Below are 21,139 nucleotides of genomic sequence, written 5' to 3'. Positions count from 1 at the left end.
CCGATCGTCATGTTTGCGTCGCGATGAATGCCTGAGGATGTGACGACCGTGCGGCACAGCTGTCCGCCAGCGGCTCGGCGGATCGCCGGACGTATGTTGCTCGGTCTGGCGGCCGCCGTCGTGTCGGTCACGGGTCCGGTCACGGCGGCCGACGCCGCTCCTCCGCAGCCCGCCGCCCGGCCGGTCCTCGACCCGCCGGCCGCGGTCGTCCCGGTGGCGCTCGCGGCGCCCGACAGCAAGAACCGCCCCGACCAGGTCCGCGACGAGCAGTGGCAGCTCGACGTGTTGCAGGCGAAGACCGCGTGGCGCAGCTCGACCGGGCGGGGGGTCACCGTCGCGGTGATCGACTCCGGCGTGGACGCCGCCCATCCCGACCTGGCCGGCCAGGTGCTGCCCGGCCTCGACCTGGTCGCGCCCCGGGGCGCCGCCGGCGACCCCGATCCGGTCGGCCACGGCACCACCGTGGCCGGGCTGATCGCCGGCCGCAACGACGACGCGCGGGGGGCCGTCGGCCTGGCGCCGGACGCCCGGATCCTCCCGGTGCGCGTCCTCGACGCCGAGAACCGCTACGACGACGCCCTGATCGTCGCGAAGGGCGTGCGCTGGGCCGTCGACAACGGCGCCCGCGTGATCAACCTGTCCCTCGGCGGCAGCGGCGACAGCCCCGCCCTGGCGGCGGCGCTCGACTACGCCTTCGTCCGGGACGTCGTCGTGGTCGCCTGCACCGGCAACCTGGGTAACTCGTCCAACGCGAAGGTCTGGTACCCGGCCCGCGAGCCGGGCGTCATCGCGGTCGCCGGGTCGGAGCGCGACAGCGACAACCTCTGGTCGGGTTCGATCACCGGGCGGGCCACGGTGCTCACCGCCCCCGCGACCGGCCTGGTCGGGGCCCGGCCGGGCGGCTACTGGCGGGTGCAGGGCACCAGCTTCGCGGCGCCGCTGGTCGCCGCCACCGCCGCCCTGGTGCGGGCCCGCTACCCCGAGATGTCCGCCGGCGACGTCGTCAACCGGCTGCTCACCACCGCCCGCGACATCGGCCCCACCGGCCGGGACGACCGTTTCGGGTACGGCATGGTGAACCCGGTCGCCGCGCTGGACGCCGAGGTGAGCCCCGTGGGTCGCAACCCGCTGGACGACGAGTCCTCGCCGGGCGTGGTCGGATTCGGCCCGGCCCCGGGGGCGACGCAACCCGACGTGGCGGGGGTCGGCGGTGACCCGCGCGGCTTCACGGTGCCGCGCCAGCAGTCCCGGTGGGCGGCGCAGCCGGCGGGCACGCAGGAGGAGACTACGCCGGAGCAGCTGTGGACCGGGGCCGCGTTCTTCGTCGCCCTGCTGACCGGGGCGGCGCTGATGGTGCGCCGGTTCCGCCAGTGGACCCCGCTGGCCTCGCCCCGGCGCACCACCGGGACGTGGCGTCGCCCGCCGGCGCCCTGAGCGGCCGGCCCGGTCGTCGTCGCTCTCGCGGGAGGAACCGCCGGCGCCCCGACCGGGCAACCGACCCGGGGTGGACGCCCCCGAACGGGTCTGACCGGGCCGCGTCCCGGGTAGGACCACTGTCATGAGCCCGTCCGGCCCGCGTACGCTCGCCGCCCCGCCGCGCTCCTCGTGGCGGGACCGTCGCCTGCACCCGGACCACGCCCGGGGCCTGCGGCTGACCCTCGCCGCGGCTGCCGCGTTCCTGGTGGCGGCGCCGTTCACGCTGCTGGCCGTCCTGGTCCTGGGAGACTGGTCCCCGCTGCGCCGGCTGGACACGGCGGTCACCGACACGCTGGTCGGCTACGCCGCCGACCACCCGGCGTGGGTACGCCTGATGACCCTCTGGACCGACGTGTTCGCCCCGATGCCGCTGCGCATCGGCGCCCTCGTCCTGGTCCTCTGGCTGGTCCGCCGGGGCGCCCGGCAGCTGGCGGTCTGGGTGGCCGTCACCATGACTGTCGGCGGCCTGCTCAGCCCGCTGCTCAAGCTGCTCGTCGGCCGACCCCGGCCGGACCTGCCGGACCCGGTGGCCGAGGCGCCCGGCCTGGCCTTCCCGTCCGGGCACGCGCTCAACGCCGCCCTCGCGGCCGGGGTGCTGCTGGTGGTCTTCCTCCCGCACGCCCGGCCGGCCGGGCGCCGGGTGGTGTGGACGGCCGCCCTGCTGCTCGCCCTGGTGACCGGGTTCAGCCGGGTGGCCCTCGGCGTGCACTGGACCAGCGACGTGCTGGCCGGCTGGCTGCTCGGCGCGGCCGTGGTGGCCGCGACCGCCGCCGCCCTCACCGTCTGGCGGGCCGACCCGCCCGGGCGCCCGGCGCCGCCCACGGGTCACGGGCCGGCGGCCGGTACGGGGAGCTGACCGGTCAGGTGCACTCGCCGGTGCCGACGGCGCGGGTGCGCTCGGCGCCGGCGAGGGCGACGGGACGGGCCTCGGCCGCGGTCACCGCGAAGCCGGTGTTCGGGTCGTCGGCCGCCGCCGCGAAGATCACCCCGAGCACCAGCCCGTTCGAGGAGACCAGCGGGCCGCCCGAGTTGCCGCTCTGCACGAGCGCCCGGATGGTGTAGACCTCCCGGGTCACGTTGCCGCCGGAGTAGATGTCCGGCCCGGTGATCCGGTCGACGTCCCGGATCCGCGCCGACTGGGCGTTGTACGGCCCGTCGAGCGGAAAGCCCAGCACGATCGCGTCCGCGCCGGTGCCCGCGTTGCCGGCGGCGAACCGCATCGACGGGCCGGGCAGCCCGGGCACGTGCAGCACGGCCAGGTCCCGGTCGGGGTCGTAGACGACCACCTTGCTGTCGTACCGGTCGCCGTTCAGCTCGACGACGGTGGAGCGGGTCCCGGCGACGACGTGCGCGTTGGTCATCACCCGGTCGTCGGCGTAGACGAAGCCGGAGCCCTCGATCCGGCGCGAGCAGCTCGGGGCGGAGCCCAGCACCTTGACCACCGAACGCTGGCTGTTGACCACTACCTGGGAGCCCGCGAGCGCCGGGTCCGGCGGGGACACCTGACGGGCGCGGGTGGGTGCCAGGTCGCCGAAGACGTCGGGGAAGCCGTTGGTGTCGACGGTGTCCCGCAGCGCCGTGGAGAGCTGCTGCGCCTGGTCGGGCAGGACCCGGTCGACCACCGTGAGCAGCGCGCTGTTGCGCACCGACGAGGCCAGCCAGGGCAGCGACGACGAGCCGAGCGGCACCGCGACGAGCCAGGCGACCAGCAGCACGGCGAAGAGCGAGACGAACGCCCCGCCGACGTCGTCGACCCGCTTGGCGACGTCACTGGTGATCGTCTTGCGCAGGTGCGAACCGACCCAGCCGGCGAGCGCCTGGCCGACCACCGCCAACCCGAAGATCGCCACCAGGGAGATCAGCACCCGGGTGCCGCTGTCGACGAACTGCTGGGCCAGCAGCGGCCCCAGCTGGAGGCCCACCAGCGCGCCCAGGAAGAAGCCGGAGAACGACAGCACCCCGATGACGAAGCCCTGGCGGTATCCGCTGATCGCGAACACGAGCATGAGCAGCAGCAGTACGAGATCCACGGCGGACACGCGTCAAGCGTACGGGCACCGGGCTCGCGAGATGACCATCGCTTGCGGAAGGTGACCGTCCGGTCAGCGCACCGGGGTCTCGTCGACCGCGTCGGTGCCGGCCGAGGGCGCCGGGGTGGCCCCGGTCGGCGGCAGGTCCACGACCCGGTCGCGGGGCCACGGCCGGGACCAGCCGCCCATGTCCAGCAGGGCGGCCAGCACCCCGCCGGTGAAGCCCCAGACCAGCATCCCGCGCGCCGAGAAGGCCGGGCCGATCCAGCCGCTCGGGTGGCGGACCCGCATCCGGTTCGCCGGGTCGACCAGCTCGGCGACCGGCAGCCGGGCCACGTGCGCCACCTCGGCCGGCTCCCGGGGGTGCACCGGGTGCGGCGCGTGCCACCAGGCGAGCACCGGGGTGACCACGAAGTCGCTGACCGGGATCCAGAGCTTCGGCAGCTCGGCCAGGACGGTGACGCTGGTCGGATCGAGGCCGACCTCCTCGTTCGCCTCGCGCAGCGCGGTCGCCCGGGCGTCGGCGTCCTCCGGGTCGGCCGCGCCACCGGGGAAGGCGGGCTGGCCGGCGTGGTTGCGCAGGGTGGCCGCCCGCTGGAGGACCAGCACGTCCGGGCCGGCGCCGGGCTCCTCGCCGAGCAGCACCAGCACCGCGCTCTCCCGCCCCCCGCTCTCCGGAGTGACCAGCCGGGTGAAGTCCTCGCTGCGCGCGCTGCCGAGCCGGGTCAGCAGCGGGTCGAACCAGCCCGGCGGACGCCGGCTCACGCCCACACCCCCGCGCCCCGCCGGTGGCCCGTGCCCGCACCTCCGCGCCCCGTCGCGCGTGGCGGGCGGCTCATGCCGGCACCGTCACGCCGAGGTGCCGGCTGACCAGGTCCGCCAGCCGGGCGTCGTCGAGGGCGCCACTGGAGTCGACGTGCCGGATGCGGCCCTGCCCGTCGACGAAGACGGTCAGGGGGATGGCCTTGCGGTTCAGTTCCCGCTTCAGGCGCTCACCCTGGTCGACCAGCACCGGGAAGCGGACGCCGAAGTCCTCGCCGATGGCCTGGGCCGCCTCGCGGCCGTCCTGGTTGTTGACCCCGACCACCTGGAGCTGGCCGTCGGCCCGCTGGCTGAGCCGCTGGAAGGCGGGCAGCTCCTTGCGGCAGGGCGGGCACCAGGAGGCCCAGACGTTGATCACCGCCGGGCCACGCAGGTCGCGCAGGGCGACCGGGGCTCCGCCCGTGAAGCAGTTCAGGGTCAGCTCGGGCAGCGCCTGGCCCCCGCCCCCGGACGGGGCGGCGGGTGCGGCGGACGCGGGCGGCGTACCGAGGGCGGAGCAGTCCTGGAAGGGCGACGGCCGGCCGGCGGCGGCCTTCTGCCGGTCGGTGGGGCCCGGGTCCTTCTCCTCGGTGCCGGCGGTGCACCCCGCGACGGCCAGCAGCACGGGTACGAGCAGGGCCACGAGCCGGCGGTTCACCGGTCGCGACTGCGGGGCTCGCAACACCGGCTCACTCCTCGCGCTCACGGTGCCTCCGCCACGACGGCCTGGACCGGCACCAGTTCCGGGTCGACCCCGGCCGCCAGCGCCAGGTCCCGGGCCCGGGGGCCCTTGAGCAGCTTCGCGGCCGCCGCCGGCTCGGTCGGGCCGGTGCCGTACGACGGGCACAGCTTCGTCAGCGTGCACGCCCCGCAGGCCGGCTTGCGGGCGTGGCAGACCCGCCGGCCGTGGAAGATGATCCGGTGCGACAGCATGGTCCAGTCGCGCTTGGGGAAGAGCGCCCCGATCGCGTGCTCGATCTTGACGGGGTCGGTCTCGGCGGTCAGCCGCCAGCGCTGGACCAGCCGCTGGAAGTGGGTGTCGACGGTGATCCCGGGGACGTCGAAGGCGTTGCCGAGGATGACGTTGGCGGTCTTGCGGCCGATGCCGGGCAGCGTCACCAGGTCGGCGAGCTTGCCGGGGACCCGGCCGTCGTACCGCTCCACGAGGGCCTGGCCGAGCTTGATCAGCGAGTCGGTCTTGTTGCGGTAGAAGCCGGTGGGCCGGATCAGCTCCTCCAGCTCCGCCCGGTCCGCCCCCGCGTAGTCGGCCGCGCTCGGGTAGCGGGCGAAGAGCTTCGGGGTGACCTCGTTGACCTTCTTGTCCGTGCACTGCGCGGAGAGGATCGTCGCGACGGCCAGCTCCAGGGCGTTGGAGTGGTCCAGTTCACAGTGCGCGTCGGGGTGGGTGTCGGTCAGCGCCCGGCCGATCCGGCGGGCGCGACGGGTGCGCCCGAGGTCGGTCTCGGTGAAGCCGGAGGAACTCGTGGTCACGCCGGCCAGCCTACGTCGCCCGGCCGACGGTCGGCCGGGTCCACGCGCCGTGCCGCCCCGGTCAGCCGCCCTGCGGCGCGCTGATCGCGCCCGAGTCGTCGAAGTCGGCCCCGGTCTCCGGGAAATCGCTCTTGGTGAGCTGCTTCATCAGGCCCAGCCCGCGGTCGTCCTTGTCCATGGTCGGCTTGCCGATGGAGTTCATGTACGTCGAGACGAACGAGCCACCGGCCCAGCTCCCGTCCGGCTTCAGCGAGACCTTGAGCACCCCGCCCCAGCCGAGCCGGCCGGCGTTGCTCAGCGAGTTGCCCCCGCCGGCGAAGTTGCCCAGGCTGTACGCGATCAGCCGGCCCTTGTAGAACTCCATGCCGCGCAGCACGTGCGGGCCGTGCCCGACGATCAGGTCCGCCCCGGCGTCGATCATCGCCTTCGAGAACTTGACCGGGTCGCCCCGGTTCTCGCCGAGGAACATCTCGGTGCCGGGCCGCACCCGCGTCTTCTCGGAGCCCTCGCCGCCCATGTGCACCTGCACCACCACGATGTCGGCCATGCCGGCCGCCTTGGTGATCACCTTCTTCGCGGCGGCGATGTCGGTGAGGCTGTTCGACCAGACGTACGACGAGAAGCCGGCGACCGCCACCTTGACCCCCTTGACGTCGACCACGGTGATCTGGTCGGGCGCCCCGGTGTGCGCGAGGTCGTACTTCTCCAGCGCCTTCTGGGTGTTCTCGTAGCCCTTCGGCCCGAAGTCGTAGCCGTGGTTGTTGGCCTGGTTGAGCAGGTCGAAGCCCGCGTCGCGCAGGTGCGCGGCGTACTCCGGCGGGGCCCGGAACTGGAAGCAGCGGGTCGAGTTCGGGCCGCACTTGCCGGTGCCGGTGTCGACGGTGAGCGGCTCCTCCAGGTTGCCCATCACCAGGTCGGCGGCGAGCGCCTTCTCGACCGAGTCGAAGAAGCCCTTCCCGCCGTTGGGGGGCAGCCGGTTCGGCGCGTTGCCCATGATGATGTCGCCGGTCGCCGAGAGCGAGATCGCCTGCTCGGCGGGCGGTGTGGTGCTCGTGGGCTTGCCGGAGCGGACCGGGGCGCCGGTGTCGCCGCCGCCCGCGCCGGGCTGCCAGACCGCGTCGGACCCGGACCCGGGACCCCCGCAGCCGGCGGTGAGCAGGACGGTGAGCAGTCCGCCGAGGGCGAGTGCGGCCCGGCGACGCGGAGAGGAGGCGGCAGCGTACATCGAGCGCGACCTTATCGGGTGGGCAACGCCGAAACGAGGGCCGATCGGACGGAGTCTCAGCCCGCCAGTCGGTCCGACCACGGGACCACGGTGCCCGCCCCGCCGGCCGTCACGGCGGCGTGCACGGCCCGGGCCAGCGGGGCGCCCCAGGTGGAGCGCGGTCCGCCGTACGCCGACTCGGGGCCGTCGACCGGGCAGAGCACGGTGACCGCGTCCGTCGGGGTGCCGGTGCCCGGCACACCCAGTTCCGCGATCGCCTGCGCCTTCGCCTCGGTGGCGGTGGCCACCGCGTTGACGAGGGCGGCGTCGCCGAGCCGGGCCGGGACGTACACCACGATGTTGACGGTGCCGACCCGCTGGGCCAGCGCCGCCGGGGCGGGCTCCGCCGCCCGGACCGGGGTGCCCAGGCCGACCGTCGCCCAGGCCCGCACGCCGGTGTCCGTCCGGGCGACCACCTCGGCGACGTCCACCCCGGTCAGCAGGCCCACCCCGGGCCCGCCGAGGTCGAGCCGGTCGGCCAGTTCGGCCAGGTGGTCGGCGGGGTCGTCCCGGTCGTACGACATGGGCACGGTCGCGTTGACGACCCAGTGCCGGACGCCGATCCCGCCGCCCAGCGGCGCGGAACTGACCGCGCGCAGTGGGCGGTCGGCGCGCCAGAACAGCAGCGGGACGTCCCGACCGTCCTCCTGGCGAGCGGTCAGCACGGGTTCACTCAGCACGTGGTGACCCTACGACCCGGGTGTCAGGGGCGGGATGGGCGGCCGGACGGGCGCGCGATTTTACTGCTTGATCAGGCCGGGCAGGTTACGCCCAACGATCAAGTTTCCAGGGGTGCACCTCTGATTGCTGCTCACGTGCGCCTAGACTGGCGACGCGCGAGGGATCAGCGGACGGCGGACCCGGCCGACGGGCGGCACGCGCAGGCGGAGGTGCGGCGATGGACGAGGTACTGGCCCGCAGCGGGATCTTCCAGGGCGTCGACCCGGAGGCTGCCGAGGCGCTCGCCAAGGAGATGGAGACGCTCGAGGTCCGTAAGGGCGAGATCGTCTTCAACGAGGGCGAGCCCGGCGACAGTCTCTACATCCTGCTGTCCGGCAAGATCAAGGTCGGTCGGCGGGCTGCCGACGGCCGGCAGAACCTGATCGCGGTGATGGGCCCGTCGGACATGGTGGGCGAGCTGTCGCTCTTCGACCCCGGCCCCCGCACGGCGACCGCCACGGCGGTGACCGACACCCGGCTGGTGCGGCTGCGCAAGCAGGCCCTGCGCCCGTGGCTGAACAACCGGCCGGAGATCGCCGAGCAGCTGCTCCGCGTGCTCGCCCGCCGGCTGCGGCGGACGAACGACTCGCTGGCCGACCTGATCTTCACGGACGTGCCGGGCCGCGTCGCCAAGAACCTGCTCCAGATGGCCGGCCGCTTCGGCACCCGCGACGGCGGCGTGCTGCGGGTGACCCACGACCTCACCCAGGAGGAGATCGCCCAGCTCGTCGGCGCCTCCCGGGAGACCGTCAACAAGGCGCTGGCCGACTTCGCCTCGCGTGGGTGGCTGCGCCTGGACGGCAAGAGCATCATCATCCTCGACCCGGAGCGCCTGGCCCGCCGCGCCCGCGTCTGACCTCCCGGCCGTGGCCCGTCCACGGCTGCCGGAACGCACCCGGCCCGGACCGCCTCGTCGGTCCGGGCCGGTTCCGTCTCTCCGTCTGCCGGGCGCAGAATTCCTGGACCTGCGCCCGACCCCTCCCGCAGTCTGGAGCGATGCTGAACCGGGTCGCCGTTCTCTCCGACATCCACGGTGCGCTGCCGGCGCTGGAGGCCGTGCTGGCCGAGCCGGACGTCGCCGCCGCCGACCTGATCGTGCTCACCGGCGACATCGCGGCCGGCCCGCAGCCGGTCGAGGTGCTGGACGTTCTCGCCGGCCTGGGTGACCGGGTCTGCTGGGTCCGGGGCAACGCGGACCGCGAGCTGGTGGAGGCGCGGGCCGGCCGCCCGTCCCCGGTCGACGTCTCCAACTGGGCGGCAAAGCAGCTCCGCGACGACCAGGTAGCCCGGTTGGCGGCGCTGCCGCTGACGGTCACCCTGGAGGTCGCCGGCCTCGGTCCGGTGCTGTTCTGCCACGCCACCCCCCGCGACGACGAGGAGGTCGTGCTCGTCGACTCCCGGATGGAACGCTGGGCGGAGGTGCTCGCCGACGTCCCCGCCGAGGTGGGAACGGTGGTCTGCGGGCACACCCACATGCCGTTCACCCGGCTGGCCGACCGCCGGCTGATCGTCAACCCGGGCAGCATCGGGATGCCCTACGGCGGCCCCGGCGCCTTCTGGGCGCTGCTCGGGCCCGGCGTGGACCTGCGGCGTACCCCCTTCGACGTGGACGCCGCCTGTGCCCGGGTGGCGGCCGAGTCGGGCTTTCCCGACGCCGCCGACTGGGCGGACGAGTACCTGCGCTCCCGACACAGCGACGCCGCGGCCCTCGCGGTCTTCGCCCCGCGCGACGGCCGCTGAGCACGACGGGACAAGGAAGGCGCAGGACGGCAGGCCGACGAAATGAGGGACGCGCAGGGCGACGGGACGAAACGCGGAGGGCGGCTGGCGGAAGGGGCCGCCACCGCCCTGTCGAACTGAATCGTCTACGACATCAGCGGCATCCTGCGTCGCGTCTCCGCGGTCGCCTCGGGAGGCGCGGTCGGGCGTGAGTCGCCCACGACATCAGCTCGACAGGGACCCGTAGGTCATCCGCCGCCCGGCCCGCCAACCCGGCCCGCTGACCGCTGACCGCTGACCGCTGGTCGCTGGTCGCTGGTGGCTGGTGGCTGGTGGCGGGGATGACGACCCTGTGGGTACCGGCACCGGCACCGGCGGGGCACGCAATCGAGTCGCCCATCCCAGAAAAAGTCAGTCTTGACTGTTTGTTTTTCGCGCGGCAGGCTGTCCCCGTGCCCGCATCGACCCGCGTCCCTCAGCAGGAACGCAGCCGCGCCACCCAGGCGCGGCTGCTGGAGGCGACCGTCGAGTGCCTGGTCGAGCACGGCTGGTCCGGCACCACCACCACCGTCGTCGCGGCCCGGGCCGGCGTCTCGCGCGGCGCCCAGCTGCACCACTACCCCACCAAGGCCGCGCTGGTCACGGCCGCCGTCGCCCACCTCGCGGAGCGGCGGGCGGAGGAACTGCGCACCGAGGCCGAGGCGCTGCCGCCCGGCCCGCAGCGGCTCGACCGGGTGATCGACCTGCTCGGCGCGGCCTTCACCGGCCCGCTCTTCGTCGCCGCCCTCGAACTGTGGGTCGCCGCGCGCACCGACCGGGAGCTGCGCGAGGCCCTGGTGCCGCTGGAGGCCCGGGTCGGCCGCGAGATGCACCGGCTCACCGTCGCGCTGCTCGACGTGGACGAACGCCGTCCGGGCGTACGCGAGGCGGTGCAGGCGACCCTCGACCTGCTCCGCGGGCTCGGCGTGGCCAACCTGCTCAACGACGACTCGTCCCGCCGCGCCGCCCTGCTGCACACCTGGAAGCGCCAGCTCGCCACCCTGCTCACCCCCTGACCGGCCCGTCCTGGCCGCCCGCCCAGCCCCCGGAGGCACCATGGTCGACCTCAAGGACCTGCTCGCGGACCTGGCCGACGAGTCCCAGCAGCTCGACGACCTGGTGACCGGCCCGCCGACCGACTGGGGGCGTGCCACGCCGTCCCCGGGCTGGAACGTCGGGCACCAGATCGCCCACCTCGCCTGGACCGACCACGTCGCACTGCTCGCCGCCACCGACGCCGAGGCGTTCCTCGCCGTCGTGCTCGCCGCCCCCGACCCGGCCCGGCTCGTCGACGTCGGAGTGGCGGAGTTCCTCGCCCCGCCGGGCGAGTTGCTTCCCCTCTGGCGGGCCGGTCGGGCGGCGCTCGCCGACGCGCTGGCACGCGTGCCGGCGGGCGGGAAGCTGCCCTGGTTCGGCACCCGGATGTCAGCGGCCTCGATGGCCACCGCCCGGATCATGGAGACCTGGGCGCACGGCACGGACGTGGCCGACGCGCTCGGCGTCACCCGCCCCGGCACGGCCCGCCTGCGGCACGTGGCGCACCTCGGCTTCCGTACCCTCGGCCACAGCTTCGCCGCCCACGGCCGGCCGGTGCCGACGGTGCCGGTGCGGGTCGAGCTGGCGGCGCCGGACGGCGACACCTGGACGTACGGCCCGGCCGACGCCGCCGACCGGGTCACCGGCCCCGCGCTCGACTTCTGCCTGCTGGTCACCCAGCGGAGGCACCGCGCGGACCTGGCGCTGGCGGCGACCGGCCCGGTCGCCGACGCCTGGCTGGACGTCGCGCAGGCCTTCGCCGGCCCACCGGGCCCCGGCCGCCCGCCGACGGCCCCCAGCGGGGTGCCGGCATGAGCGACGTGCTGCGGGTGGGCAACGCCTCCGGCTTCTACGGCGACCGGTTCACGGCGTGGCGGGAGATGCTCGACGGCGGCGACGTGGACGTGCTGACCGGCGACTACCTCGCCGAGCTGACCATGCTGATCCTCGGCCGGGACCGGCTGCGCGACCCCTCCCTCGGCTACGCGAAGACCTTCCTCCGCCAGCTGGAGGGCTGCCTCGGCACCGCGCTGGACCGGGGCGTACGGATCGTGACCAACGCCGGCGGGCTCAACCCGGCCGGCCTGGCCGCCGCCATCGGGTCCCTCGCCGACCGGCTCGGCCTGACCGTCCGGGTCGGGTACGTCGAGGGCGACGCCCTCGCCCGCCCGGACGCGCTGACGGCGAACGCCTACCTGGGGGCGTACGGCATCGCGGCCTGCCTGGACGGCGGGGCGGACGTGGTGGTCACCGGCCGGGTGACCGACGCGTCCCTGGTGGTCGGGCCGGCGATCGCCCGGTTCGGCTGGGGACGCGACGACCTGGACGCGCTGGCCGGGGCGACCGTCGCCGGCCACCTGGTCGAGTGTGGGGCGCAGGTGACCGGGGGCAACTTCAGCTTCTTCACGGAGCTGCCCGACGGCGGGCGGCGCCCCGGCTTCCCGGTCGCCGAGCTGCACCCCGACGGCTCCTGTGTGATCACGAAGCACCCGGGCACGGGCGGCGCGGTCACCGTGGAGACGGTCACCGCCCAGCTGCTCTACGAGGTGGGCGGCCCGGCCTACCTCGGACCGGACGTGGTGACCCGGTTGGACACGGTGGAGCTGGCCGCCGACGGGCCGGACCGGGTACGGGTGAGCGGCGTCCGGGGCACGCCCCCGCCGGGCACCCTCAAGGTGGGCGTCAACAACCTCGGCGGCTTCCGCAACTCGATGACCTTCGTCCTGTGCGGGCTCGACATCCCCGCCAAGGCGGCCCTGGTGCGGAGCCAGATCGAGGCGGCGGTCGGCACGGAGGGGCTGGAGTTCACCCTCGCCCGCACCGACCACGCCGACGCGGTCGACACCGAGGCGGCGAGCGCGCTGCTGCACGTACACCTGCGGGACGGCGACAAGGCGCGGGCCGGGCGGGCGTTCTCGGCCGCCGCGGTGGAGCTGGCGCTGGCCTCCTACCCCGGCTGCACGCTGACCACGCTGCCGGGCGACGCGACGCCCTACGGGGTGTTCACCGCCGACGCCGTGCCGCAGGACGCGGTGCCGCACGTCGCGGTGCTCCCCTCCGGCGAGCGGGTGTCGATCGCACCCCCACCGACGATGTGTGAGGAAGGGCCCCCTGCACATCAGCAGGCGATGGCAGGGGGCCCTTCCTCACACCTCACCCGGCGCGCGCCGCTCGGCGAGCTGGTCGGGGCGCGCTCCGGCGACAAGGGCGGCGACGCCAACCTCGGCGTCTGGGCCCGCACCGACGCCACCTGGTCGTGGCTGCGCGGCTGGCTGACCATCGCGCGGCTGCGCGAGCTGCTGCCGGAGACCGCCCCGCTGACCGTCGAGCGGTACGAGCTGCCGAACCTGCGGGCCGTCAACTTCGTCGTCCGGGGCCTGCTCGGGCAGGGGGTGGCGGCCTCCATCCGGTTCGATCCGCAGGCCAAGGCGCTCGGCGAGCTGCTCCGCTCCCGGCTCGTCGACCTGCCGGCGGAGCTCACGCCCGGCCCGGACTCCCCGGCCGACGACGCGACGCCCCGGGAGGGCCGATGACCATCGTGGACACGCCGGAGCGCCGGCAACTGCGGGAGCTGACCCGGGCCTTCGTCACCCGGGAGGTGCTGCCGCACCTGGACGACTGGGAGCGGGCCGGCGAGATCCCCCGGGAACTGCACGCCACCGCCGCCAAGCTCGGCCTGCTCGGCATCGGCTTCCCGGAGGCCGTCGGCGGCAGCGGCGGGGACCTGCTCGACACGGTCATCGTCACCGAGGAGATCATCCGCTCCGGCGGCTCGTCCGGGCTGATCGCGGCGCTGTTCACCCACGGCATCGCCCTGCCGCACATCGTCGCCTCCGGCGACGCGGAGCTGATCGACCGGTACGTCCGGCCCACGCTGGCCGGCACCATGATCGGCGCGTTGGCGATCACCGAACCGGACGGCGGCTCGGACGTGGCGAGCATCCGCAGCCACGCCCAGCGCGACGGCGACCACTACGTGGTCAACGGGTCGAAGACCTACATCACCAGCGGCGTCCGGGCCGACTTCGTGACCACCGCCGTCTGCACCCTGCCGCCGGGCACCGGCGCCCTGACCCTGCTGGTGATCGACAAGGGTACGCCGGGCTTCACGGTCGGGCGTCGGCTGGAGAAGCTCGGCTGGCACTGCTCCGACACCGCCGAGCTGTCCTTCGTCGACGTCCGGGTGCCGGTGACGAACCGGGTCGGCGCGGAGGACACCGCCTTCCTGGCGATCATGCAGAACTTCGCCGCGGAGCGGCTCTCGCTGGCCACCCAGGCGTACGCCATCGCGCAGCGTTCCGTGGAGCTGGCGGTGCGCTGGTGCCGGGACCGGTCCACGTTCGGCCGCCCCCTGGCGAGCCGGCAACTGATCCGGCACCGGCTGGCCGAGATGCACACCCGTGCCGAGGCGGCCCGCGCGTACGTGCACCAGGTGGCGGCGCGGGTGGCGGCGGGCGAGCCGGTGGTGACCGAGGTGGCGATGGCGAAGAACGTCGCGGTGGCCGCCTGCGCCGAGGTGGTCGACCAGGCGCTGCAACTGCACGGCGGCTACGGCTACCTGCGCGACGCCGAGGTCGAGAGGCACTACCGCGACGCCCGGATCCTCGGCATCGGCGGCGGCACCACCGAGATCATGAACGAGATCATCGCGAAGGGCATGGGCCTATGACGACACTGCGCAGCGCGGTCGACGCGTCCTCGCCGGGGTACCGCGCCAACCGGGAGGCGCTGCTGGAGCGCCTCGCCGAGCTGGAGACGGCCCTCGACCAGGCCCGCGCCGGCGGCGGCGAGAAGTACGTGGCCCGGCACCACAAGCGGGGCAAGCTGCTCCCCCGGGAGCGGATCGAGCTGCTGCTGGACCCGGACAGCCCGTTCCTGGAGCTGTCGCCGGTGGCGGCGTACGGCACCGACTTCCCCGTCGGCGCCAGCGTGGTGACCGGCATCGGCGTCGTCGAGGGCGTCGAGTGCCTGATCGTCGCGAACGATCCGACGGTACGCGGCGGCGCGGTGAACCCGTGGTCGCTGGCGAAGACCCGCCGGGCGGGCGAGATCGCCCTGGCCAACCGGCTGCCGATGGTGAACCTGGTCGAGTCGGCGGGCGCGGACCTGCCCACCCAGGCGGAGATCTTCATCCCGGGCGGGCGGGTGTTCCGCGACCTGACCCGGCTCTCGGCCGCGAAGATCCCCACGGTCAGCGTGGTCTTCGGCAACGCCACCGCCGGGGGCGCGTACGTGCCGGGGATGTCCGACCAGGTGATCATGATCCGGGACCGCTCGCAGGTCTACCTGGCCGGGCCGCCGCTGGTGAAGATGGCCACCGGCGAGGTCACCGACGACGAGTCCCTCGGCGGGGCGGCCATGCACGCGAGCACGTCCGGGCTTGCCGACTTCCTCGCCCAGGACGAGCCCGACGGCATCCGGCTGGCCCGGCAGTGCGTACGCCGGCTGAACCGGCGCAAGCAGGGCCCGCCGCCGCGCAACCCGTTCCCAGCCCCGCCGAGGTACGACCCGGAGGAACTGCTCGGCATCGCCAGCGCCGACCTGAAGGTGCCGTTCGACCCGCGCGAGGTGCTGGCCCGGGTGCTCGACGGCAGCGAGTTCGACGAGTTCAAGCCGGCCTACGGCACCGCCCTGGTGACCGGCTGGGGCGAGCTGCACGGCTATCCCGTCGGGGTGCTGGCCAACGCGCGGGGCGTGCTGTTCAGCGAGGAGGCGCAGAAGGCGGCCCAGTTCATCCAGCTTGCCAACGCCGCCGACACCCCGCTGGTCTTCCTCCAGAACACCACCGGCTACATGGTCGGCACCGAGTACGAGCAGCGCGGCATCATCAAGCACGGCGCACTCATGATCAATGCGGTGTCGAACTCGACGGTGCCGCACCTGACGGTCAACCTGGGCGCCTCCTACGGCGCCGGCAACTACGGCATGTGCGGGCGGGCGTACGAGCCGAGGTTCCTGTTCACCTGGCCTAACGCCAAGTCGGCGGTGATGGGGCCGGCGCAGCTCGCGGGCGTGCTGTCCATCGTGGCCCGGCAGGCCGCCGCCGCCCGGGGCCGGGACTACGACGAGGACTCCGACGCCGCGATGCGGATGATGGTCGAGCAGCAGATCGAGTCGCAGTCCGGCGCGCTCTTCCTCTCCGGCCGACTCTACGACGACGGGGTGATCGACCCCCGGGACACCCGTACCGTCCTCGGGCTCTGCCTGTCGGCGATCCACAACGGACCAGTCAGGGGCGCCGACGGCTTCGGCGTCTTCCGCATGTGAGCGCGAGGAACGCAGCGAAGCGGAGTCCCGCAGTCGCGAACGAAAAGCAGGCTCAGGATGTGAGGACGGCCATGATCACGAGACTTCTGGTCGCGAACCGGGGCGAGATCGCCCGCCGGGTCTTCGCCACCTGTCGGACGCTGGGCGTCGAGACGGTGGCCGTGCACTCCGACGCCGACGCCGACGCGCCGTTCGTCGCCGAGGCCGACCACGCCGTCCGGCTGCCCGGGAACACGCCCGCCGAGACGTACCTGCGCATCGATCTCATCCTGGACGCGGCCCGCAGGACGGGGGCGGACGCCGTCCACCCCGGCTACGGCTTCCTCGCCGAGAACGCCGAGTTCGCCGCAGCGGTGACCGACGCCGGGCTGACCTGGGTCGGCCCGCCCGCGAAGGCGATCGCCGCGATGGGCGACAAGGTGGCGGCGAAGGCCCTGCTCGCCGAGGCGGGCGTGCCGATGCTGCCCACCTGGACCGACGCCGACGAGATCACCGACTTCCCGGTGCTGGTGAAGGCGTCCGCCGGGGGCGGCGGGCGCGGCATGCGGATCGTCCGCGACGCCGCCGGGCTGGCCGAGGCCGTCGCCTCCGCGCGCCGCGAGGCGGCTGCGGCGTTCGGCGACGGCACGGTCTTCGTCGAGCGGTACGTCGAGCGCGGCCGGCACGTCGAGGTGCAGATCTTCGGCGACACGCGCGGTACGGTGGCCGCCCTGGGCGTACGCGAGTGCTCGATCCAGCGTCGGCACCAGAAGCTGGTGGAGGAGGCGCCCGGCGTCCTTCCGCACGAGGTGCGCGAGCGGCTGCACGAGGCGGCGGTGGCCGCCGGCCGGGCGGTCGACTACGTGGGCGCCGGCACGGTCGAGTTCCTGCTCGCGCCCGACGGGGAGATCTACTTCCTGGAGATGAACACCCGCCTCCAGGTCGAGCACCCGGTCACCGAGCTGGTCGCCGTCGGGGGGCTGGACCTGGTTCGGCTGCAACTGCTGGTGGCCGAGGGCGAGCCCCTGCCGGAGCACCTCCACGACCGGGTGGCGGTGCGGGGCTACGCGATCGAGGTGCGGTTGTGCGCCGAGGATCCGGTGCACGGGTACCGGCCGGCGGCGGGGGTTCTGCACCGGTTCGCGATTCCCGGGGTGGAGCGCGAGTTCGAGAACCTCTCCCGGGCAGGCCTGCGGCTCGACTCCGGCGTCGTGGACGGCTCGGTGGTGGGCGTCCACTACGACTCGATGCTCGCCAAGGTGATCGCCTGGGCGCCCACCCGCGCCGAGGCGGCCCGCGCCCTGGCCGGCGCGCTGGCCGGGGCCGAGCTACACGGCGTGGCCACCAACCGCGACCTGCTGGTCCGGGTGCTGCGCAGCCGCGAGTTCGGTGCCGTGGAGATCGACACCGGTTTCCTGGACCGGCACGGGGAGGTCTTCGCCCCGCTGCTGCCGGCCGGCCAGCTCCCCCTGGTGGCCCTGGCCGCCGCGCTGGCCACCGCCGCCGCCCGGCGGGCCGCCGCGCCGGTGCTCGCCGGCCTCCCGTCGGGCTGGCGCAACGTGCCCGCCTTCCCGCAGGTCACCCGCTACGCGGGACCGGACGGCGAGATCGAGGTCCGCTACCGGCTGGACCGCTCGGGCGGCCTCGCCGAGTGGTCGACCTCGCCGGGCGCCGGCTCCACCGCCCGCACCGACGGAGCGGCCCCGGCAGACGGGCCGACGCCCGTGGTGAGCCTGGTCCAGGCCGCCCCGGACCGGGTGGTGCTCGACGTCGACGGGGTGCGGCGGGCGTACCGCGTACACCGGGTGTCTCCGGACGTCTTCGTGGACGGCCCGGACGGGGCGGCGAGCCTGACCGAGCTGCCGCGTTTTCCCGAGCCCACGGCGGAGCTGGCGGCCGGGTCGCTGGTCGCGCCGCTGCCCGGGGCGGTGACCCGCGTGCACGTCGAGGTCGGCCAGCGGGTGGCGGCCGGCGACCTGCTGCTGACCCTGGAAGCGATGAAGCTGGAACATCCCGTGCTCGCCCCGGCCGACGGCGTGGTCGCCGAGCTTCCGGTCGCGGCCGGCGGGCAGGTCGACACGGGCGCCGTGCTGGCCGTGGTCAACCCCGAGTGATCCTGGAGGCCCCCCGATGAACTTCGACCTCACCCCCGAGCAGGACCAGCTCCGCGACGCCGTGCGCGCCCTGGGCCGCCGGTACGGCCACGAATACTTCGTCGCCAAGGCGAAATCCGGCGAGCACACCACCGAGTTGTGGGACGAGGCCGGCCGGCTGGGCTACCTCGGGGTCAACATCCCCACCGAGTACGGCGGCGGCGGGGGCGGGATCACCGAGCTGGCCATCGTCTGCGAGGAGCTGGCGGCGGCCGGCTGCCCGCTGCTGCTGCTGGTGGTCTCCCCCGCCATCGCGGCCACGGTGATCGCCCGGCACGGCACCGGGGAGCAGCGCAAGCGCTTCCTGCCCGGCTTCGCCGACGGCTCGCTGAAGGTGGTCTTCGCGATCACCGAGCCGGAGGCCGGCTCCAACTTCCACCGGCTCGGCACGGTGGCCCGCCGAGACGGCGACGACTGGCTGCTCTCCGGCCGCAAGTGCTACATCTCGGGCGTCGACGAGGCGTCGTACGTGCTGGTCGTCGCCCGCGTCGCTGTCGAAGACGGCCAGGCCGGCACGGGGGATGCCACTCCGCAGAAACTGAAGCCGGCGCTGTTCATCGTGCCGACCGACGCACCTGGGTTGACCCGCTCCAAGCTGGACATGGAGATCGTCTCCCCGGAGAACCAGTTCCTGCTCTACCTCGACGACGTGCGGCTGCCCGCCGACGCGCTGGTCGGCGAGTCGCTGGACGCCGGCCTGCCGGCGCTCTTCGCCGGGCTCAACCCGGAGCGGATCACGGTCGCCGCGATGGGCGCCGGCACCGGCCGGTACGCGATCGAGCGGGCCAGCGAGTACACGGCCACCCGCAAGGTCTGGGGCGGCCGGACCATCGGCTCGCACCAGGGCGTGGCCCACCCGCTCGCGCACGCCGCCGTGCAGGTCGAGCTGGCCCGCCTGATGATCCACAAGGCGGCCACCCTCTACGACGCGGGCCGCGACCTGGAGGCGGGGGTCTCCGGCAACATGGCCAAGTACGCCGCCGGGGAGGCCGCCGCGCTGGCCGTCGACACGGCCGTCCAGGTGCTCGGCGGGGCCGGCATGACCACCGAGTACGGCGTGGCCACGCTGCTCGGCGCGGTGCGCGCCGGCCGGATCGCCCCGGTCAGCCGCGAGATGATCCTCAACTTCGTCGCCCAGCACGTCCTCGGCCAGGACAAGTCCTACTGAGCGGGCCGGGGTGCGGCGGGCGCCCGATCGCCCGCCGCACCCCGGGTCCTCAGCGGACGGTCAGCGTGCCGACCGCCGGCAGCGGGGCGACCACCGGCGGGAGCCGCTTCGGCTCGCCCCGCCCAGGGACGCCCTTGGCCGCCAGCGCGCCCTTCGAAGCCTCCGCCCGCCGGGTCGCCTCCGGCTCGGCCGGCAGCTCGGCGAACGGCTGGACGTCGCCCACGCAGACCTTGCCGTTGGCCGGCAGCGCCCCGCGCAGCAGGTACGCGTCGACGGCGCCGGTCACGCAGGCCGACGTCCCGTACGCGGTGTGCCCCCAGCTGTCGCTGCTGAGCAGGCGGCTGTTCGGCAGCAGCCGGGCCGAGCTGACCGCGCCCCGGTAGTTGGTCGCCGGGTCCCAGTAGTTGCCCACGACCAGCACCGGCGCGGCGGTCCGCCGGTTGAACGGGCCGGTGTAGGCGTCCTCGTCCCGCACGGTCCAGCTCTTGCGGGCGCACGGCGAGGTGACCCACGTCCACAGCCGACCGAAGTACGGGTCGCGCTTGTCGGCGTTCGCGGCCAGCGCCGGGAACGAGCCGGCGTCCTTCGGGTGGTACGCGTCGGTGCAGTCCACGCCGAGGAAGGTCTCCAACCCGTTCTCGTACGGGAAGTCGTACCGGCGGGCCTGCTCACGGGCCTTGGCGGCCTGGCGGGTCACGTCGGCCGTCGCCGGGCGGCGGGCGGCCGGCGACGACGCCGGGTCGGTGAGCACCAGCAGGGCGGCGGTGAGGTCGACGACCTCGGCGTAGCCCGTCGGGCCGTAGAGCATGCTGAGGTTGGCGGCGACGAAGTCGGCGTACGTGATGGTGACCGGGCCGAGGTCGGGGTCCTCAATGACCACCGGCTTGGCCCGCAGCCGCTTCACGACCAGGTCGAACGACGCGACAGGATCGCCCTCGGCCAACGCACACGCCTCCGCGCCGGCCTTGTCGCAGCGCACCAGGACCTCCCGCAGCGCCTTGTACGCGCCCTGCGCGCTGCGCATCCGGTCCTCCTGGGACAGGCTGCGCGCCCTGCCCTGACCGACCCACTCGTTGGGGTTGAGCACGCCGTCGATCACCAGGGCGCGGACCCGGTCCGGGAACATGTTGGCGTAGTACTGGCCGAGGATGCTGCCGTAGCTGAAGCCGAGGAAGGTGAGCTTCCGGTCCCCCACGGCACGGCGCAGCACGTCCATGTCGCGGGCGACCTCGGCGGTCGACATCGCGCCGGTGAGCGGCCTGCCCGTGGTGGAGCAGCCCCTGCCGACGGCCTTCGAGGACGCCACGTAGGCCTTCTCCTCGGCCTTCGTGAACGGGAACGCCACGTTCAGCCCGGCGTACGCCCGGGTCTGCTCCTTCACGGAGGGGAAGCACCTGACCTGCTGGCTGGCGGCGACGCCGCGCGGGTCGACGCCGACGATGTCGAAGCGGTCCAGCACCTCGTCACCGAGGAAGTACGGCGCGGCGAGCGCGACGTCGGTGCCGGAGCCGCCGGGGCCGCCCGGGTTGACGAAGAGGCTGCCGATCTTCCGCTGCTGGTCGCGGGCCTTGACCCGCAGCACGGCGACCTCGGTCGTCGGGCCGTTCGGCTTGTCGTAGTCGCGGGGCAGCCGGACGGTGGCGCACTCGGCGTAGTCGTAGCAGGCGTACCAGTCCAGTTCGGGCGTGGGCACCCGGTCGACCCGGCGGGCCTCCTGCGGGCTGGTCCGGTCGGAGGTGACCGGACGGTCCCCGCCGGCGGGGGACGGTGCGGCGGCGGCGGGTGCGACCGCGGCGGCGGCGAGGAGCACGCCGGCGATTCCCGCAGCGGCGAGGGACCGGTTTCGTCGTGGCATGTGGACGCCTTCCGGTGGGCGACAGGACGGTCGAGCCGTGGCTCGACCTCCGTCACTCTAGGAACGGCGGACCAGGATTACCGGCCGGCGAACGGCCGCATATCCGACAAACCGCTGAGCGATGTAATGAATTGTTCACCG

General features: G+C 74.3%; 18 protein-coding genes. 11 read left to right on the top strand and 7 right to left on the bottom strand.

Translation table 11 applies throughout. The features are described from left to right. The first annotated feature begins 27 nt into the window (after positions 1 to 27). On the top strand, positions 28 to 1,434 hold the full coding sequence (gene mycP, locus EV374_RS22765; RefSeq protein WP_132238596.1) for a type VII secretion-associated serine protease mycosin: 1,407 nt from the start codon (positions 28 to 30) through the stop codon (positions 1,432 to 1,434). A gap of 124 nt (positions 1,435 to 1,558) precedes the next feature. Continuing rightward, positions 1,559 to 2,332: a phosphatase PAP2 family protein gene (locus EV374_RS22760; RefSeq protein ID WP_132238594.1), complete on the top strand. Its 774-nt coding sequence runs from the start codon at positions 1,559 to 1,561 to the stop codon at positions 2,330 to 2,332. Positions 2,333 to 2,336: 4 nt separating this feature from the next. Here EV374_RS22760 and EV374_RS22755 read toward each other — a convergent pair whose 3' ends face one another. The 6 genes from EV374_RS22755 to EV374_RS22730 all read right to left on the bottom strand — a co-directional run bounded on the left by EV374_RS22755 (position 2,337) and on the right by EV374_RS22730 (position 7,742). Next, positions 2,337 to 3,515 (bottom strand): MarP family serine protease, encoded by a 1,179-nt coding sequence (locus tag EV374_RS22755; protein ID WP_132238592.1) that lies wholly within the window; start codon positions 3,513 to 3,515, stop codon positions 2,337 to 2,339. Positions 3,516 to 3,578: 63 nt separating this feature from the next. Then, entirely contained in the window at positions 3,579 to 4,271 is a 693-nt protein-coding gene (locus EV374_RS22750; protein ID WP_132238590.1) for an NUDIX hydrolase, read from the bottom strand. A 70-nt stretch (positions 4,272 to 4,341) separates the two neighbouring features. Next, positions 4,342 to 4,965: a TlpA disulfide reductase family protein gene (locus EV374_RS22745; RefSeq protein WP_132238684.1), complete on the bottom strand. Its 624-nt coding sequence runs from the start codon at positions 4,963 to 4,965 to the stop codon at positions 4,342 to 4,344. A gap of 44 nt (positions 4,966 to 5,009) precedes the next feature. Further along, positions 5,010 to 5,798 carry an endonuclease III gene (nth, locus tag EV374_RS22740; RefSeq protein WP_132238588.1) on the bottom strand — a complete coding sequence of 263 codons (789 nt, stop codon included), beginning with the start codon at positions 5,796 to 5,798 and terminating at the stop codon, positions 5,010 to 5,012. A 61-nt stretch (positions 5,799 to 5,859) separates the two neighbouring features. Further along, positions 5,860 to 7,023, bottom strand: a complete 1,164-nt coding sequence (locus tag EV374_RS22735) for a CapA family protein (protein WP_132238586.1) — start codon at positions 7,021 to 7,023, stop codon at positions 5,860 to 5,862. 56 nt (positions 7,024 to 7,079) lie between these two features. Then, positions 7,080 to 7,742 (bottom strand): adenosylcobinamide amidohydrolase, encoded by a 663-nt coding sequence (locus EV374_RS22730; RefSeq protein ID WP_132238584.1) that lies wholly within the window; start codon positions 7,740 to 7,742, stop codon positions 7,080 to 7,082. A 218-nt stretch (positions 7,743 to 7,960) separates the two neighbouring features. On the opposite strand from EV374_RS22730, the gene EV374_RS22725 reads away from it, so the two are divergent. The 9 genes from EV374_RS22725 (at position 7,961) to EV374_RS22685 (ending at position 19,143) form a co-directional block, all read left to right on the top strand. Beyond that, positions 7,961 to 8,638 carry a Crp/Fnr family transcriptional regulator gene (locus tag EV374_RS22725; RefSeq protein WP_089003062.1) on the top strand — a complete coding sequence of 226 codons (678 nt, stop codon included), beginning with the start codon at positions 7,961 to 7,963 and terminating at the stop codon, positions 8,636 to 8,638. A 140-nt stretch (positions 8,639 to 8,778) separates the two neighbouring features. Then, a complete protein-coding gene (locus tag EV374_RS22720; protein WP_132238582.1) occupies positions 8,779 to 9,522 on the top strand; it encodes a metallophosphoesterase family protein in 744 nt (247 codons plus the stop codon). A 431-nt stretch (positions 9,523 to 9,953) separates the two neighbouring features. After that, positions 9,954 to 10,556: a TetR/AcrR family transcriptional regulator gene (locus EV374_RS22715; RefSeq protein ID WP_132238580.1), complete on the top strand. Its 603-nt coding sequence runs from the start codon at positions 9,954 to 9,956 to the stop codon at positions 10,554 to 10,556. A gap of 40 nt (positions 10,557 to 10,596) precedes the next feature. Then, on the top strand, positions 10,597 to 11,391 hold the full coding sequence (locus EV374_RS22710) for a TIGR03084 family metal-binding protein (RefSeq protein WP_132238578.1): 795 nt from the start codon (positions 10,597 to 10,599) through the stop codon (positions 11,389 to 11,391). Next, positions 11,388 to 13,109 carry an acyclic terpene utilization AtuA family protein gene (locus EV374_RS22705; protein WP_132238577.1) on the top strand — a complete coding sequence of 574 codons (1,722 nt, stop codon included), beginning with the start codon at positions 11,388 to 11,390 and terminating at the stop codon, positions 13,107 to 13,109. Before EV374_RS22710 ends, EV374_RS22705 begins: the two co-directional genes overlap by 4 nt. Further along, on the top strand, positions 13,106 to 14,245 hold the full coding sequence (locus EV374_RS22700) for an acyl-CoA dehydrogenase family protein (protein ID WP_132238575.1): 1,140 nt from the start codon (positions 13,106 to 13,108) through the stop codon (positions 14,243 to 14,245). Before EV374_RS22705 ends, EV374_RS22700 begins: the two co-directional genes overlap by 4 nt. Beyond that, positions 14,242 to 15,843 (top strand): carboxyl transferase domain-containing protein, encoded by a 1,602-nt coding sequence (locus tag EV374_RS22695; RefSeq protein WP_132238573.1) that lies wholly within the window; start codon positions 14,242 to 14,244, stop codon positions 15,841 to 15,843. The genes EV374_RS22700 and EV374_RS22695 overlap by 4 nt, the downstream gene beginning before the upstream one ends. Positions 15,844 to 15,914: 71 nt before the next feature. Further along, positions 15,915 to 17,936 carry an ATP-binding protein gene (locus tag EV374_RS22690; protein WP_132238571.1) on the top strand — a complete coding sequence of 674 codons (2,022 nt, stop codon included), beginning with the start codon at positions 15,915 to 15,917 and terminating at the stop codon, positions 17,934 to 17,936. A gap of 16 nt (positions 17,937 to 17,952) precedes the next feature. Beyond that, entirely contained in the window at positions 17,953 to 19,143 is a 1,191-nt protein-coding gene (locus EV374_RS22685) for an acyl-CoA dehydrogenase family protein (protein ID WP_132238569.1), read from the top strand. A gap of 49 nt (positions 19,144 to 19,192) precedes the next feature. Here the strand turns inward: EV374_RS22685 and EV374_RS22680 are convergent, their stop codons facing one another. Beyond that, positions 19,193 to 20,998: an alpha/beta hydrolase gene (locus tag EV374_RS22680; protein ID WP_132238567.1), complete on the bottom strand. Its 1,806-nt coding sequence runs from the start codon at positions 20,996 to 20,998 to the stop codon at positions 19,193 to 19,195. Positions 20,999 to 21,139: the final 141 nt, after the last annotated feature.

Source organism: Micromonospora sp. CNZ303 (assembly GCF_004345505.1).
The sequence above is the reverse complement of the archived record's forward strand: the minus strand, read 5'-3'. Positions and strand labels throughout refer to the sequence as shown.